At 26.6% G+C, this 18252-nt stretch carries 13 protein-coding genes; 12 read left to right on the plus strand and 1 reads right to left on the minus strand.

Annotation, left to right across the window (positions count from 1 at the left end):
- Positions 1–238: 238 nt before the first annotated feature.
- The 11 genes from secA to AACL15_RS00365 all read left to right on the plus strand — a co-directional run bounded on the left by secA (position 239) and on the right by AACL15_RS00365 (position 17335).
- A complete protein-coding gene (gene secA / locus AACL15_RS00315; RefSeq protein ID WP_339034253.1) occupies positions 239–3142 on the plus strand; it encodes a preprotein translocase subunit SecA in 2904 nt (967 codons plus the stop codon).
- Positions 3143–3276: 134 nt separating this feature from the next.
- Entirely contained in the window at positions 3277–5262 is a 1986-nt protein-coding gene (uvrB, locus tag AACL15_RS00320; RefSeq protein ID WP_339034255.1) for an excinuclease ABC subunit UvrB, read from the plus strand.
- Between the two features lie 3 nt (positions 5263–5265).
- Entirely contained in the window at positions 5266–8109 is a 2844-nt protein-coding gene (gene uvrA, locus AACL15_RS00325; protein ID WP_422398402.1) for an excinuclease ABC subunit UvrA, read from the plus strand.
- On the plus strand, positions 8102–9199 hold the full coding sequence (locus AACL15_RS00330; protein ID WP_339034259.1) for a bifunctional folylpolyglutamate synthase/dihydrofolate synthase: 1098 nt from the start codon (positions 8102–8104) through the stop codon (positions 9197–9199). The genes uvrA and AACL15_RS00330 overlap by 8 nt, the downstream gene beginning before the upstream one ends.
- Before the next feature lies 1 nt (position 9200).
- Positions 9201–9866 (plus strand): folate family ECF transporter S component, encoded by a 666-nt coding sequence (locus tag AACL15_RS00335; protein WP_339034261.1) that lies wholly within the window; start codon positions 9201–9203, stop codon positions 9864–9866.
- A 1694-nt stretch (positions 9867–11560) separates the two neighbouring features.
- A complete protein-coding gene (gene hprK, locus AACL15_RS00340; protein ID WP_339034263.1) occupies positions 11561–12490 on the plus strand; it encodes an HPr(Ser) kinase/phosphatase in 930 nt (309 codons plus the stop codon).
- Positions 12483–13874: a prolipoprotein diacylglyceryl transferase gene (locus AACL15_RS00345; protein ID WP_339034265.1), complete on the plus strand. Its 1392-nt coding sequence runs from the start codon at positions 12483–12485 to the stop codon at positions 13872–13874. The genes hprK and AACL15_RS00345 overlap by 8 nt, the downstream gene beginning before the upstream one ends.
- Positions 13858–14790 (plus strand): thioredoxin-disulfide reductase, encoded by a 933-nt coding sequence (gene trxB, locus AACL15_RS00350; RefSeq protein ID WP_339034267.1) that lies wholly within the window; start codon positions 13858–13860, stop codon positions 14788–14790. Before AACL15_RS00345 ends, trxB begins: the two co-directional genes overlap by 17 nt.
- A 62-nt stretch (positions 14791–14852) precedes the next feature.
- A complete protein-coding gene (locus tag AACL15_RS00355) occupies positions 14853–16157 on the plus strand; it encodes a prolipoprotein diacylglyceryl transferase (protein WP_339034269.1) in 1305 nt (434 codons plus the stop codon).
- A 9-nt stretch (positions 16158–16166) separates the two neighbouring features.
- Positions 16167–17114 carry a DNA-binding protein WhiA gene (whiA, locus tag AACL15_RS00360; protein WP_339034271.1) on the plus strand — a complete coding sequence of 316 codons (948 nt, stop codon included), beginning with the start codon at positions 16167–16169 and terminating at the stop codon, positions 17112–17114.
- A 2-nt stretch (positions 17115–17116) separates the two neighbouring features.
- A complete protein-coding gene (locus tag AACL15_RS00365; RefSeq protein ID WP_339029844.1) occupies positions 17117–17335 on the plus strand; it encodes a helix-turn-helix transcriptional regulator in 219 nt (72 codons plus the stop codon).
- A 41-nt stretch (positions 17336–17376) separates the two neighbouring features.
- On the opposite strand, the gene AACL15_RS00370 is transcribed toward AACL15_RS00365, so the two are convergent.
- The gene (locus AACL15_RS00370; RefSeq protein WP_339034273.1) at positions 17377–17772 is read right to left on the minus strand and encodes a rhodanese-like domain-containing protein; all 396 of its coding nucleotides are present in this window, start codon (positions 17770–17772) and stop codon (positions 17377–17379) included.
- Between the two features lie 162 nt (positions 17773–17934).
- On the opposite strand from AACL15_RS00370, the gene secG reads away from it, so the two are divergent.
- The gene (gene secG, locus AACL15_RS00375) at positions 17935–18228 is read left to right on the plus strand and encodes a preprotein translocase subunit SecG (protein WP_053945765.1); all 294 of its coding nucleotides are present in this window, start codon (positions 17935–17937) and stop codon (positions 18226–18228) included.
- Positions 18229–18252 lie beyond the last annotated feature (24 nt).

Raw genomic sequence — 18252 nt, forward strand, 5'->3', positions numbered from 1 at the left:
CTAAAAAATTCATAGTTATAATTAAATTAACCAGTAATTTTTATTTACTGGTTTTCTTAATGAGATAAGAACAATTGCGATTTTATTTAAAATTTTACATAAGAAATTTTAAATCATTGCATATTTAATATATTAAAAATTTTTTATGAAATATTTTTCCGTTTATAACTTTCTATTTGGCAATAATAATTGTATAATGATTAAGATTTTTGACTTAGCAAAAAAGGAGTAGTTTTTAATGGCAAGAGACAAATCAATAGTTAAGAAGCACGGTAAAATAGCAGAGCAAATTATTTCACTAGAAGCGGACTATGAAAAATTAAGTGAAACAGAATTATTAAATAAAACACAAGAATTTAAAGAGAGATTAGAAAATGGTGAAACTTTAGATGAACTTTTAGTTGAAGCTTTTGCAGTAGTTAGAGAAGTCGCATTTAGGGTTTTAAAACTAAAAGCTTATAAAGTTCAATTAATTGGTGCTATTATTTTACATCAAGGAGATGTTGCAGAAATGAGAACTGGTGAAGGTAAAACTTTAACTGGTCTTTTTCCTGCATACCTAAATGCTTTATCTGGTTTAGGAGTTCATGTTGTTACTGTTAATGAATATTTATCTAGAAGAGATAGTGAACTTAATGGTCAAGTTTATGACATGTTAGGAATTAGTGTTGGATTAAATGGTAGAGATTTATCTAAAGAGCAAAAAAGAGCTGCTTATTCTAAAGATATTACTTATACAACAAATTCAGAATTAGGATTTGATTATTTAAGAGATAATATGGTATATCGTTTAGATCAAAAAGTTCAAAGAAAACTTAATTTTGCAATTATTGATGAGGCTGATTCAATTCTTATTGATGAGGCAAGAACACCCTTAATTATTTCTGGGGGAAGCCAAAACAGAATTAATTTATATAAAGCAGCTGATTCATTTTCTAAATCATTGGATGAAAAAACAGATATTGAAATTGATTTAGAATCAAAGCAAGTTTATTTAATTGAACCTGGAATTCAAAAAGCACATAAATTCTTTAGTATTGATAATTTATTTGATTTTAGAAACACTGAGGTTTTTCACTTGATTATGAATGCCTTAAAAGCAATGTTTACTTTTAAAAAAGAAGTTGAGTATACTGTTCAAGGTAATGAGATTATTTTAATTGATCAGTTTACAGGAAGAACAATGCCAGGTAGAGCTTATAGTGATGGTTTACAACAAGCATTACAAGCAAAAGAGGGTGTTGAAATTGAAGAAGAAACAACAACTCTAGCTACAATTACTTATCAAAATTTTTATAGACTTTATAATAAACTTTCAGGAATGACAGGAACTGCAAAAACTGAAGAAGAAGAATTTTTAAAAATATACAATACAAGAGTTATTGTTTGTCCAACAAATAAGCCAATTATTAGAGTAGATGAACCAGACTTAACTTTTGGAACAATTAATGCTAAATTAAAACACTTAGTAAAAGATTTAGAAGAAGTAACACAATCTGGAAGACCAGTACTTATTGGAACAACATCAGTTGATTCTTCTGAACAAGTCTCTCATTATTTACAAAAAGCTGGTTTAAAGTTTGAAATGATTAATGCTAAAAATCACCATAGAGAAGCTGAAATTGTTGAAAAAGCTGGACAAGTAGGTTCTATAACATTAGCAACAAATATGGCTGGACGTGGAACAGACATTAAACTTTCAGATGAAGCTAGAAAAAATGGTGGTCTATTTGTTATGGGTATTGAACGTAACGAAGCAAGACGTATTGACAATCAGTTAAGAGGTAGAGCTGGTAGACAAGGTGATCCAGGAAGTTCAAGATTTTATATTTCTATGGAAGATGAATTAATGATTCGTTTTTCAGCTCCTAAATTAAGACAGATGTTTTTAAAATTGGGTGATGATCATATTAAATCAAGACTGTTTACAAGAGCAATTACAAATGCTCAAAAAAAACTTGAGGGATTAAATTTTGACCAACGTAAAAACGTTCTTGACTATGATAATATTCTTTCACAACAACGGGAAGCTATTTACTCACAAAGAGATTCAATTTTAGAACAAGAAACTTTAAAAGGAGTTATTGCTAGATTTCAATATACAATTGCATATGAAATTGTGGAAAGAAACTCGGAACTTGTCAGAGGAGAAAGAACAATCAATATTTCTTCTCTAATAAAAGAAATTAACTCAAGATTTGTTATTGAAGGTTCATTAAGTGAAAAGGACTTTGGTGGATTAGAAAAATTACAAATTGCAAAAAAGATTTCTGAAAGTATGATGGAATTATATTTAAGTAAAACAAGCTCTGTGCCACAAGAAGTTATAAGTGAAATGGAAAGAAGAACTATTCTTCAATCACTTGACTATCATTGACAAAAACACATTAATATAAATCAAAAATTAAGAAGTGGTATTTATTTACAACAATATGCACAAAATAATCCACTGCATGAATATGTAGAAGAATCAGCTAGGTTATTCAATAAAATGAAAATAATGATTGCAGAAGAAACAATTATTAAACTATATGGATCATTTGTAAGAGAAGTTGGACCAAATGAAAAAACTATTGAATTTAATAATGAAGAACCAAAAACTATTAATATAAGTGATAAAGATATTGATCAAATTCTAGAAGAATGAGAAATTCCTAAAGAAAAATTTGCAAGAGCAAATGTTGATAAAAGATTTAAAGAACTTAAAAAGAGCTTAAAAGGTAAAAAAGAAGAGTTAGAAAAAGTTAAATTTCAATATGCAATTCTTGAGGGATTAATGAAAAAACTTGATGAAATTTTCTCTCAACAACAACAAAAATCAGCTGAAATCCCTTTTGAAGAAGTTGAAAGAATGTTAACTAAATTCAAGTTGAAGAAAATCTTTACTGCAAAAGATGTTAAAGCAAGTTATGAAAAATTATCTAAAAAAGAAACTGATGAAGCTGAAAAAACAAAACTATTGATTGAGACGCAGATATTAATGGCATTAGCAACTGAATTAGAAAAAAAACAAAAAGAATTTAAAGTTTTAGATGAGAATGGTAAAGTTAAAAAAACATTTAAAACTAATCCTGATGGCTCAATTTCAGAAGAAGATATTGAAGACACTGAACAAGTTCAAACAAAAACAAAAATTGGATAAAATATTTTTTCCTATTTTTTACAACAAGACATTTGTCTTGTTTTTTTAATTAATCTATGTAAAATATTGCTAGGCAATATTATTTCTAGGTGTCAATCTTTAGAATTTTTAGGTCTTATTAAAGAGGTAATAAAATGGAAAGTAAAAATCAAAAATTTAGTATAGTTACAGAATATAAACCAGATGGAGACCAACCTAGCGCAATTAAGAAGTTAATTTCTGGTTTAAAAAACAATTTAAAGCATCAAGTTTTAATGGGTGCAACAGGAACAGGAAAGACTTTCACGATGGCGAATGTGATTCAGGAAATGAATAAACCAACTCTTGTTTTAGCTCATAATAAAACATTAGCAATGCAATTGTATATTGAATTAAAAGAACTATTTCCGAATAATAGAGTTGAATATTATGTTTCCAATTTCGACTTTTATCAACCAGAGGCGTATATTCCATCAAGAGATTTATACATAGATAAAGATGCAAAAAGAAATAATGATTTAGAAATGATGAGACTAAGTTCAATGAATGCATTAATGATTAGAAGAGATACAATAGTCGTTGCATCTGTCGCATGTATCTATGCAACACAAGATCCAAAAGAGTATGGAAATGTCTTTTTTGAATTAGAAGTTGGTCAAGTTTTATCTAAGAAAAAGTTATTAACTTTTCTTGTTCAAACAGGTTATACTCGAGATGAAAATGATTTAGCTATGGGTTATTTTAGTGCGAAGGGTGATGTTATAAGAATTGCACCAAGTTGAACTGATAAATATCATATTAGAATTTCAATGTTTGGAGATGAGATTGAAGCAATTGAAATGATAGATGTCTTGAATAATACAGTCTTAGAAAAAATTAGAATGTTTACAGTTTATCCAGCTGCAGCTTATGTTACAAACTTTGATAAAATGAAATTAGTTGTAGAAAATATTGGTAAGGAATTAAATCAGAGAGTTCAATGATTTCAAGATCAAAAGAAATTTATTGAAGCAGATAGATTAATGAAAAGAACTAAATATGACATGGAAACAATGAGCGAGTTTGGAATATGTAGTGGAATTGAAAATTACTCGCCTCACTTAGATTTTAGAGCTCCAGGTACTCCACCATTTACTTTAATTGATTATTTTGGTGATGACTTTTTGACTATTATAGATGAATCTCATATGATGATTCCTCAACTGAATGCTATGTATAATACTGACAGAAGTAGAAAAGAAACTTTGGTCGAACATGGCTTTAGATTACCAAGTGCTATTGATAATAGACCTTTGAAGTTTCAAGAGTTTGCAGATAAATTAAAAAATGTAATCTATACATCTGCAACTCCAGGTCCGTATGAACTTGATTTAGTTAATAATGATGTAATTGAGCAAATCATTAGACCAACAGGTTTAGTAGATCCACAAATTGAAATTCGTTCAACTATTAATCAAATGAATGATATTGTAGATGAGATTAATAAAGTAGTTGCAAAAAAACAAAAAGTCTTTATAACTGCAATTACAATTAGAATTTCTGAAGATATCACAACTTACTTACAATCAAGAAACTTAAAAGTAACTTATCTACATTCAGAGTTAAAAACTTTGGAAAGAAATCAAGTACTAACTGATTTAAGGAAAGGCGTTTATGATGTTATTGTTGGGGTCAACTTATTAAGAGAAGGTTTAGATATTCCTGAAGTGAGTTTAGTTTGTATTCTCGACGCAGATAAACAGGGTTTTTTAAGAAATACAAGGAGTTTAATTCAAACAATAGGAAGAGCTGCTAGAAACTCTGAAGGTCGTGTAATTTTTTATGCAGATTCAACTTCTCCAGCTATGAAAGAAGCAATTGAAGAAACTGATAGAAGACGAAATATTCAGCAAGAATATAATAAACTTCATGGAATTACTCCAAAAACTATTATTAAAAAAATTACAGATATTATCTCTGATTCAAATATTAGAAACAAAGTAGATGAATTAAGAAAGTTGAAGAAAAAAGAAAAAGAAAAGAAAAAGGAAGATTTAATTTCTGATTTAAGAAAACAAATGTTGAGTGTTGCAAAAGAACAAAATTATGAAAAGGCAGCTGAACTTAGAGATCTTATTTTAGAATTACAAGCAGAAGGTTAGGTTATTATGAATAAAAAAATTATTATAAAAGGAGCAAGAGAGCATAATTTAAAAAATATTGATATTGAAATTCCAAAAGAAAAACTTGTCGTTTTTACAGGGCTTTCTGGTAGTGGAAAATCATCGCTGGCTTTTAATACTATTTATGCTGAAGGTGAAAGAAGATATATTGAATCATTATCGTCATTCTCACGACAATTTTTAAAATCAGTTGAAAAACCTGATGTTGATGAAATTGAAGGCTTAAGTCCTGCTATATCAATTGATCAAAAGACAACAAGTCATAATCCAAGATCAACTGTAGGAACAACAACAGAGATACATGATCATCTTAGATTACTATTTGCAAATATTGGAACTCCTTTTTGTGTAAATGGTCATGGTCCAATTAAAACATCATCACTTAAAGAAATTATGGAAACTTTAAAAAAAGAAACAAAAGAAGATGATCAAATCTTTATTTTAGCTCCTGTTGTAAGAGATAAAAAAGGAACTCATAAAGATCTCTTTATAAAATTAAAAAGGGAAAACTTTTTAAGAGTACAAATAAATGGTGAAGTAAGAAATCTTGAAGAAGATATTCAATTGGAGCAAAATAAAAGACATAACATTGATATTGTGGTAGACAGATTAATTTTTAAAGCAGGTGATGAAGAACTTCAATCGAGAATTTATTCAGCAATTGAAGTTGGTTTAGGATACTCAAAGGGCCTTATTAAAATTTATTATCCAAATAGAAATAATGAGACAAAACTATTTTCAACAAAATATTCTTGTAGTGAATGTGGTTTCTCAATCCCAAATTTAGAAGCTAATTTATTTTCTTTTAATAAAAAAAATGGAGCTTGTGAAACTTGTTCAGGTTTAGGAGTTAATTTAGAAGCAGATCCAGGTTTAATAATTCCAGACTCTTCGTTATCTATTCGTGAAGGTGGTATTTTATATTATAAAAACATTGTTGATTCAACAAATATTGAATGACAAAAATTTAAGTTACTTTGCGATTATTATTTAATTGATATAAATTCTCAAATAAATAAATTAAGTGAAAAACAAATAAATGTTATTTTATATGGAAGTGATGAACCAATTGAAACTAAAATTAATACCGTAAGTGGAAATACATTAAGGGCTTTTGATTATATTGAAGGAATTGCAAATATTATTGAAAGAAAATATATTGAAACTAAATCAGAAGATAATAGAAAATATTATGGAAAATATATGATGTCAAAAATTTGTAAAACTTGTAAGGGAAAAAGATTAAATGATATTGCATTAAGCGTTAAAATTAATAACATTTCAATTGCAGACTTTGTAGAATTAACTATTGAAGAGGAGTTAACTTTCCTACTAAATTTGAATTTAAATGAGCAACAAGCAAAAATTGCAAGTCTTGTTTTAAATCAACTTGTTTCAAGAATTAGTTTTTTAAATGAAGTTGGTTTAAATTATTTAACACTTTCTAGAAGTGCAACAACTCTTTCCGGAGGAGAGGCTCAAAGAATTAGACTAGCAAAACAATTGGGTTCAAAATTATCAGGAGTTCTTTATGTTCTGGATGAACCTTCAATTGGTTTACATCAAAGAGACAATGATAAATTAATTACTACTTTAAAAAAACTAAGAGATTTAGGAAATACTTTAATTGTTGTAGAACACGATGAAGATACAATGAAAGCTTCAGATTGAATTGTTGATATTGGACCTGGTGCTGGAATTGAAGGTGGAAACATTACTGCTCAAGGTACATATGAAGATATTTGTAAAAACCCAAATTCCTTAACAGGAAAATATCTATCTAAGCAATTATCAATTCCCACACCAAAAAAACGTAGGGGTGGTAATGGCTTAAAAATTGAAATAAAGGGAGCTACTGAAAATAACTTAAAAAATATTGATGTAACTCTTCCATTAGGTAAATTTATCTCAGTTACAGGAGTTAGTGGAAGTGGAAAATCAACTTTGGTTGAAGAGATAATTTATAAAGGATTAAAAAAAGAATTAAACAAAGAATTAATTCGTCCAGGTAAATATAAATCAATGAAAGGTTGAGAAAACATTGATAAAATAATTTATGTCTCACAAGATCCTATTGGTAAAACTCCAAGATCTAATCCAGCAACATATACATCTGTTTTTGATGATATTAGAGATCTCTACACAGAAATACCCGAGTCTAAAATTAGGGGTTATAAAAAAGGAAGATTTAGTTTTAATGTTCCTGGTGGTAGATGTGATTCATGTTGAGGAGATGGTGTTGTTCGTGTTGATATGCAATTTCTTGGATATGTAGAGGTCATTTGTGAAATATGTGATGGAAAAAGATATAATGAAGAAACTCTTCAAATAAAATATAGAGGAAAAAACATTTGAAATGTCTTAAATATGACTGTTCAAGAAGCCCATGATTTTTTTGAAAATATTCCTAAAATTAGAGAGAAATTGGAAACAATACTAGCGGTAGGTCTTGGTTATATAAAATTAGGACAAAATGCAACAACTTTGTCTGGAGGAGAAGCTCAAAGAGTTAAATTATCGACATTCTTATTAAAAAAACAAACTGGAAAAACTTTATTTTTATTAGATGAGCCAACAACAGGTCTACATATTGATGATGTAAAAAGACTAATAAGTGTCTTAAATATTTTAGTTGATCAAGGAAATACAGTTTTAACAATTGAACATAATCTTGATTTTATAAAAGTTTCAGATTATGTGATTGATTTAGGACCCGAAGGTGGAGCTGGAGGTGGAGCTATTATTGTTACGGGTACACCAGAGCAAATAATTGAAAATAAAAACAGTTTTACTGCCAAGTATTTAAAGGAGTATTTAAATGATTAGTGTCGAAGAAAAGTTAATACCCTCTGAAATAATTTTTAAAAAGAATTATAATCTAAAAAAATTATTAGAAGATATTGGTAATCCCCAAAATAGTTTTAATGTTATTAATGTTGTAGGAACAAATGGTAAAGGATCAACGTCTCATTTTATTTTTGAGGGCTTAAAGACTAAATTTAAAAAAGTTGGTCTATTTACATCTCCTGCATTTTTAAATCAAAATGAAAGAATTCAATATAATGGTGAGATGATTTCAGATGAGAATTTAAAAAGACTACTTGCAAAAAATAAAAATTTAATTAAAAAATACGAGTTAACTTTTTTTGAGATTTGAACTTTTATTGCAATTTTATATTTTTATGAATTAAAAATTGATATAGCTGTTATTGAAGCAGGAATTGGGGGTTTAAAGGATTCAACAAATGTTTTTGAAAAACAATTAGCGGTTTGTGTAACTTCACTTGGTTTGGACCATCAAGAAATTTTAGGATTTACAATTAAAGAAATTATCTATCAAAAATTATGTATTGCGAAAAAAAATGTCAAAATATTTTTAAGTCAAGATAATATTAAATATAAAAGAATTATCAAAAAAGTAAATAATAACACAAAGGTTTTTGCAAAAAAAATTATTGATCCAGTATATTTTCAAGGTTTTAATAAGGGATTAGCTTTTGAATTACTTAATTATTTGGGTATTACAATAAATTCATTTCAATATTCTCCACTTGGAAGATATAGCATATTAAAAAAAGAACCAATGCTTATTATTGATGGCTGTCATAACTATGATGCAGCACTTAAATTGTCTAAACAAATTGAAAAAATAGAAAGTCTTATAATCTTATTTGGAGCAAGTGAAGGAAAGAATTATAAAAAGATGCTTCAGATTTTTAAAAAGGGAAATAGAACCATATATCTAACAGAATTTGAGCATGAAAAGTCTTGAAAAATAAGTAAAGAAGATTTTAAGGATTTTATAGTTGTTAAAGATTGAAAATTTTTTCTTTCAGAAAATAAGGATAAAAATATATTAGTTTGTGGAAGTTTATATTTTATTCCTTTAATATATAAATGAAAGGAGGAAGGATAAAATGTCTTTATATTTATATACAAATATTGCGGCAATACTTCTTGTTTTAGGTATTTTAGTATGTGCTTTAGCTCTTGAAAATTTTACTTTTAAAAAAATTAGTTTAAAGCATTTAACAGTTATTTCTTTATTTGCAGCTTGTAGTGCTGTTTTAACTGGTTTCAGTTATAGTTTTCCACCAATTGTTGGTAATGTTCATATAGCTTTAGGTGATTGAATTATTTTCCTGTTAGGTCTTCTATTTGGACCATTGTGTGGAGTTATAGCTGCTATTTGTACTGACACATTAATGTCGATTACAATGCCTAGTAGCTATGGTTATCATGGTGGTTATATGTTTGGGAAATGTGTCTTAGCTTTTTTTGGCTCTCTTGTTTTTTTAACAAAGTCACAAAACAAAATATTGTTGAAGGTAATAGTTCTATATTCAGTAGCATATATTCTTCAAAGTTTAGTATTAAATCAAATTTGAATGATGTCTTGAAAAGGAAACGCAGCATGACTTGATCTTTTTGCTAAATTAATTAAGCTGCCAATTAGTTTACCAATTTATATAACTTTTACTTATTCAACTTTTTTACCTATAAGAAAAATGTTAAAAAATTGAAATACTGAGTTTGTCTGGTGTTTTAAAAGGGAATACTTATTAAAAAAACTGGATTATTAAATTTAGTAATTTAGAAAATTCGTTTTGTGATATTTTAAGAAAATAATCACTTTTTTATTACAAAAAATGGACAAAAGTTATTAGAATTATATATTTTAATTGTTGGATTTAGGGAAAATATTCAATACAAAATGAATTCAATTAGTCAATTATTAAACTAAGAAAAAATAAATTCTACATGAAATTTAAAATATAAGTGTAGGTTTTTTTTATTTCAAAATAATTAGAGTGAGTAAGGATTAATAATAATTTATAAAAGTAAAGGAATTTTAGAGACCACTAAAATTTGTATGAAAGTTAGAAGGACCTATTAATTTTAAGGGAAGTTGAGAGAAGAATTAAAATAAGTCAAATTTAGGGCACAAATTAGGTATGAATAAAACTATAATAGAAAAAGACTAGGAAGAAAAAAAGCATAAGTCGATAGTACTGACATTATAAATAATCTAAATGAAAAACAAAAGAATGAGAGAATTAAATATTGAATAAAAGATTAGTTTTGCAAAAATTCAAAAAGAGTTTATTTAAAATTTCTTTGATAAAAAGCTCAATTAAATTTAGAATTATGAGTATATGCAGAAAATAAATATTCTGATGTTTTTTTAACCTCCTAAAAAAATTATTAATATTATTAAGATATTGAGAAAATCTGTTATTGAACTTATAAATATAGTTAAAATAAATTTATTTGCTTCATCTAGATTATTCAGATTTGCTTTGGGAAACAAATCTATCTTATAAAATTTATCATAATCTTTCAATGGGGTCCTTTATTTGGGTGCGCTTGTTGTAATTAACTTAATTCCTAGATTATTAAAAGTGAAACTAAATTGAACTGAGGAATTTGAATGTATGTCAGATTCTCCCTTTTTTGAATAGTTTTTTACATGCTAAAATTTACTCCCCTAAACCATAATTTAGGAATTTTTAATTAGTAATTTAGTAATACTATTAAAGTTTTTCTTATTTGGAAAAGTGTAAGTCAATTTTCTTTTCAGCTTGCATAATCGAGCATTCAACGTAACTGTCATTTTTGATTCAATAATTTTGGAAACATTAATTTTATTTTTTCACCAAAATATTTTTTCCTATTTTCTGAATTCTCACTAAATCTAATAATCTTGTACTTTGTTTTTTAACAATACTTATTTTTTGTGAACTTTTTTCCTCAATTAATTCTAATCCAATGCTTTTTCAATTATTCTATGCAATCTTGAAAAATGCAGATTATTATTTAATAATACAATTTTTTGGTGATTATAGGACACTATAATTTTGTGTTATTTTTCTATAGTCCTTTAAAGTGAGATTAATTAGATAGATAATAGTCATTTTCATATAGATTAATTATCTTATTTTCTAATAAATTATCAATTTTCTGTTTAATAACCTTCTACTGTTTTTATGCATAAAAGAACTATAACCATACTTATTCTATTTATTGATTAATAAATTAATATTTTTGCAAATTTTTTACTTATTCTATTCATTATTAAATTTTTGATTTTATCTAATTTTTTCTTTTCATTCATTTTTAAGTATTTTCTTATAGAATGCTTCCATATACTATTTTGGAAAATTTCTGTTAGTTTTAAATAGAAAATATTATAATTTATTAAAAAATTTTGGTGCCTTTTTATTATCACTTATTCCTTTAATCAATTTATTAGATATAATTACTTTGAGGTAAAAAAATGAGTAAACTTTATGCAAAAAAAATAATTGAAGAGTTTAAACTAAGTGTAGTTTCAGGCCATAATAAATTAGAAAATAAAATTGATGTTTATGGAATTAATAGAGCTGGTTTGGAATTAACAGGATATTTTGAAAGTGGAGAAAAGTCTCATAGAATTATTGTTATGTCTACAAAGGAATATTTATATATTATGAACTTTGAAGAAAGCGAAAGAAGATTAAGATATGAGAAACTTTTTTTAAAAAATATTCCAATGATAATTCTTACAGATAAATTTGAAGATAATTTGGCAATTGAAGTTGCAAAAAAAACTGATTCGTTGCTTGTAAGAACTAAAACAGAATCAACAAGCGATTTTACTCAAAATATTCTTGAATTTATGGATGACTATTTTGCACCTGTAGTTGAAGTACATGCCTCTTGTGTAAATATTTTTGGTAAGGGTGTATTACTTATTGGAGAATCAGGAATAGGAAAATCAGAAATTACATTAGACTTAGTAAAAACAAATCATCTATTTGTAGGTGATGATAGAATAGTTATTACTAAAAAGTCAAATGAATTATATGGTAAAAGCCATGAAATATTAAAAAATTTAGTTGAGGTTAGAGGAATTGGTATAGTGGATGTTTCACAAACAAATGGTTATCAAGTTATTTTAGAAAAAACAAAGATTGATCTTGTTATTGAATTGACACAATTTAAAAAAAATGGTATTGATGATTCAGAGAGATTGGGAACTTCTTTTGCAACATATGAAATATTAGGTGTTTTAGTTCCTTATATTAAAATTCCAGTTTCTTCAGGAAGAAATATTCCAAATATAATTGAAGCAGCAGTTGCTAAATTAAAAATTAAACAAAGTGGACTTTATAAAGATGAAACTGAAATCCTAAGTGAAAGAGCAATTAAGTTTAATAATGATTAATTTTTTATCTAATATTATTTGAGAAAATGGAGAAAAGATTCCATATGAATCTGACTCACTATCATTTTTATATTCGCTTTTGGTTGTTGCTGGTGTTTTAAGTGTAATATTTGTTTCTGCTTTTAAATTATATAAAAGAGGAATTCCACTAAAAGATTTTATAAACGGAATATATATATCATTGCCGATGGGAATTATTGGAGCAAGTATATTTGGAAAATTAGGGTCATCAGGAGATCAGTGAAAGTTATATATGTTAATTTTCTTTTGGGAGCCTGGAATGAGTTTTTTTGGTTCGATGCTTTGCGGAGGAACTGCTGCATTTTTATGGTTATGGCATAAAAGCAGATATACTAAAATTTCAATTTATGTTTATGCAGATTGCATTGTTCCAAATATATTATTAGGTCAATCAATTGGAAGATGAGGTAACTTATTTAATCACGAAATATTAGGAAGAGAAGTAAGCGATTTAAATAAAATAAACTGATTGCCAGACTTTATATGACATAGATTATTTTATTTTAAGGATTTAACTACATCTACGGAATTGGAAATTATTCAATTTCGTGAACCTCTATTTTTGTATGAATCTTTTGCAACCTTACTTCTTTGAATTTTAATTACTTTTGTTTTTACTAACTTGTGAAAAGTGATTAGTAAAAAGCCATGGAAAGTTGATCCAGAAAACTTCCCATGTAAATGAAATAAAACTTTTAAGTCTATTTATGAAAAAGATTTAAGAAGTTATAATACACAAACTACTATTGAATATTTAAAAGATAAAGATGGTAAGTTATATTTATCAACATCATGAGCTTGAAAAAAGGCTTATACATTGTATGAACCTCCAAAAGATTTAGTTGAAAAAGCACAAGAAAAAATAGAAAAAAGAAAAATATTAGCAATAAAGGCAAAGCAAAAATATCACTATATAGTTAGAAAAAATAATGAAGAAATTCAAAAGCAAAGAATTAAATTAAGAAGTAATAAAATAACCAAACAAGACTTTTATAATTTTAAAACTGAATTAAAGAAAAATAGTAAAGTGGAATTGCAGAAATTAAAATTAGAAAAAAATCTACTCAGAGTTTTTGTAAAAAGTGATTCCAAGGAACTATATAAGATAAATAATCCAAATAATTATAAAATTATTCACAGTGGAGTATTAGCGGGTATATATATATTAGGCTATAGTATTATAAGACTTATCCTTGATCAGTTAAGAAATCCTTATGAATTAACTGTAAAAGATAATGAGGTTTTAAATTATTTATTTTTAGCAGGATTTTTGCTATTAGGATTGTCTATAGTTATATTTGCACAATTTATAGCTCCAAAAAAATGAAGGGAAGAAGGTTGATTATATGAAAAATCATATTAATGTTGATTATGATTTGATAATAGCAGGTGCAGGACCTGCTGGTTTGAGTGCAGCAATATATGCTGGTAGAGCAGGTTTAAATGTACTAGTTTTAGAAAAAGAAGCACCTGGAGGTAAAGTTATTAAAACTGGAGAAATTGAAAATTACCCAGGGTTTACAAATATTCAAGGACCAGATTTAGCTATGCACTTTTTTGAGCAAGCAACAGCAATGGGGGCAAAATTTGAGTTCTCTGGTTTAAAAGATTTTGAAAAAAAAGAATCCTTTAATATAACATTAGAAAATGGAAAAACTTTGACTTCAAAAGCTTTAGTAATTGCTACTGGAACAAAGGAGAATTTATTAGGGGTTCCAGGAGAAATTGAACTTTATGGTAAGGGAGTTTCTTATTGCGCTGTTTGTGATGGAAGTTTTTATAAGGAAATGCCTGTGGCAGTTGTTGGTGGAGGTTATAGTGCAATTGAAGAGGCTATATTTTTAACAAGATTTGTCTCAAAAGTATATTTAATTCATAGAAGTAAAAAATTTAGAGTGGATAATAAAACATTGGAAAAGGCTAAATCTAATGAAAAAATAGTATTTATTTTGGATTCAATTGTTGAAAGTATTGAAGGTAGTGAGAAAGTGTCACTAATTAAAATCAAAAATATTTTAGAAAATACTACATCAAAAATTGATGTAAATGCTATTTTTCCATTTATTGGACATTATCCAGTCTCAGGTTTTGTAAAACAAATTCAGATACTAAATGAAGAAAAACACATTATTGGTGATGAAAGAATGAAAACTAAAATAGAGGGTCTATTTGTGGCTGGAGATGTTAGAAATACGCCATTTAGACAAATTGCAACAGCTACCTCGGATGGAGCAATTGCGGGTCAAAATGCTGTAAATTATATTGAAAATCTTGATTAATTATCAAGGTTTTTTATTAATTGCTATGTTAAAATAATTTAAGTTAAAAAGGTGTTGAAAAAATGTTTTATAGCTGAATACAAAAGGACAATTGAAAAGAAGCTACAGAATGATGAACTGTTAGAGATGATTATGGCATTATTCATGTTTATGCACTAACAATGACTTTAGGAGTTATTTTTGCTGTCGGCATTTCTGCAATAAAACTTTATAGAAGAGGAGTCTCACTTACTGAATTATGAATTGGAGCAGCTATAATTGTTCCAGTTTCTTTAATAGGAGCAAGTTTTTTTGGTAAGTTAAATGCAGCAGGTTATGGTCAAAATAACTCTGGTTTTTTTGGGCTCTTTGCTTTCTGAAATGGTGGTATGGCAATTCATGGAGGAGTTTATGTTGGAACTTTGGCAGGATTAATAATATTTTATTTTTTAGGTAGAAGAACAAAAGTATCATTATGGGTATATACTGATTGCATAATCCCAAATATTCTTATTGGTCAGGGAATTGGAAGATGAGGAAATTTCTTTAATCATGAAATATTTGGTAAACCCTTAGCAGAATGGAATTCAAATTCTACTACTTTAAATTGATTACCACAAGTAATTAGAAGAAATATGGTTTGAACTTATTCTGGAAAAGATGGGGAAACTTTAAACGGTTTAATACTTGAAAATGGTAAAGATTATATTATGTCTCCAATATTTTTATATGAGTCAATAAGTTTAATAGCAGCATGATTAATAATAACTTTTATAATTCCTAATATTGGTAAATGATTTGGAAAAAAACCTTGAAAACAAGAAACATCATTTGCAGGACTTTCTAACTATGAAGCTTGAAAACTTTCTAAATTTAATATTTGAAAAAGAGAAGTATATGCAAATCATCATAAAAAAGAAATTGAATTATATAAAACAGAAATAACTACAATTAATGATAAAAATTATATTAAAAGAAAATGAAAACAAGGAAAACTTTTATCCAAATGTAACAATCCCGAAAACTATACTTTAATTAGATCGGGGGTGCAAGCAGGAGCATATTTCTTTGCATGAAACTTGGTAAGATTCATTTTAGAAGTAGGAAGACCAGATGATCATTTATTCTTAATGTATCAAAGAACTTTATCTTTAACCATAATTGGTTTATCAATGTTCTTTGGTTTATTAGTAGCAATAATGGCACAATTTGTTTTTCCATATTTATTTAGAACTACAGGTTTTATATATGAACAAGAATATTTCTACTTAGACCATGAAAATAATAAGGAGTTTAAAAAGGAAATAGAAACAAAGAAAATAGAGAAAAACAAGATTAAAGAAGAAAAAGCAAGACAAAAATTAAAAGAAAAATTAGAAAAAAAATAGGAGGGTAATATGTCTTTTGCAATGGAAGTTAAAGAAGAAATTTTGAATCACACTTTTACAAATGAGCAAAAGATTATGTTACTCTCTGGTTTTATAAAATATAACGGTGAAATTATATATGCAAATAGTGGAGTTGCTTTAAGACTTACAAGTAATAGTAATAATATTATTAGACATGTATTTTCATTTTTGAAAACAATATATAATGGAAAAATTGAGATATCAATTATACAAGTTCAAAAACTTAGAAATAGTAAAAGTTATCAACTTACCCTAACTGAAAATATCATTGAATTTTTATCAGAGAATGATATATTTGATCCAGAGTTAGCAAATAAAATAATTGAAATTAATTTAGAAAAATATATTAAAAAAACTTGAGAAGGATTAACACGAGCCTATATTTCTGGACTATTTATAGCTATTGGAAGTGTTAATTCTCCTGAAACTACAAATTATCATTTAGAGTTACAATTTAAAGAAAATGAATCAGCTCAATATATTAGAAAAGTTTTAAAGAAATACAATTTTAACTTTAAAACTACAAATAAAAGAAATAAAATAGTTTGCTATATTAAAAAATCTATAGTTGTTTCTGATTTCCTAAAATTCATAGATGCTCCAATTTCTGTTATGAAATTTGAAAACACAAGGATTAATAGAGATGTTAGCAACAATATAAATAGAATGATAAATATAGATATCTATAATCAGCAGAAATCATCAGAGACTGGATTAAAGCAGATAGAAGAGATTAACAAGATTATAAAAAATAATCTTCTCTTAGAATTATCGCCTAAAGCTCAGTTACTGTCAGAAATAAGATTAGAGAATCCAGACGCATCATTTTCAGAATTGGAAGTCTTAATGAACGATAAAAATATATCGATAACAAAATCTGGAATAAGTAATTTATTTAGAATGATAAATAAATTAGCAAATACAATTGGAGAATAAATATGGAAAAAAACATTATAAAAACATTTAGTAAGAACATGAAAAGAATAAGGGTAGATGCAAAATTAACACAGGAAGAATTAAGCTTCACTTCAGAGCTACACAGAAATTATATTTCCGATACTGAAAGAGGTAAAAGAAATATATCATTAAAATCTGTTGAAAAAATAGCAAAAGCACTAAATGTAGAGCCAATTGAATTTTTTAGGGACGTAGATTAGTATTAAAAAAACAGAATTTAGATTCTGTTTTTTTTTTTTTTTTAATAAACAATAACTTTAGTTAATTTATCAAAATCTTCATTATTTTTAATATTTTTGTAACCTTCATACAAAATGTATGATTTAAAACCCTTTGATTTTAAACTCTTATAAATAGATAAATGACTTCTAGAATCTTCATCGATAATAAGTACCTTATTTTTTTTATCTAATATTTTAAAATACTTTAAATTAAAAGTAAGTAGAGGAATATTTATAGATCCTTTAAGGTGATTTTGGTTATACGAAATGCTATTTCTAATATCAATTACTTGTCATTTTTTACTCTTTAAAATATTATTAAGACTTTTCATATTCTTTGTTTTATATTTAGCCTTAAAAGCATTTTTTCTAAAAATTTTTTCTAAAAATTTAAATACATATTCTAGTCATTGCATTTTTTTATCACCAAACTAATTATAACTTGAAAATAATAAATTTTCATAATGCTTATTGGAATAATTCTATTAATTACTCAATTTTATAGAAAGATAGATGCATAAAATATTCTTTTTTTGTATCAATTGTAGTATTATATATTTAATGAATGGAGGCCTTGTATGAATTTACTTGCCGGAACAGCGTCACAACAAACACTAGCAAATCAAATAATTTTAGGTTTTGAAATTCTTGGATTAATCGTATCAATATTAATGATAATTGTTGGCTTGGTACAGAATAAAAGTTCGCAAACAGGATTGAGTGCATTAAATGGTGGTAATGATGAATTATTTTCAAACTCCAAAGAGAGAGGTATGGATAAGACAACATCAATTTGGATGTTCAGCTTAGGAATTACACTATTTATAATTACAATTGTAATGGGAATTATTTCAAACACTGTTCTAAGTTAATAGTGTTTTTTTAATAGAAAGAGA

The organism is Spiroplasma endosymbiont of Cantharis rufa, from assembly GCF_964019665.1.
Taxonomy (GTDB): Bacteria; Bacillota_I; Bacilli_A; order Mycoplasmatales; family Mycoplasmataceae; genus Spiroplasma_A.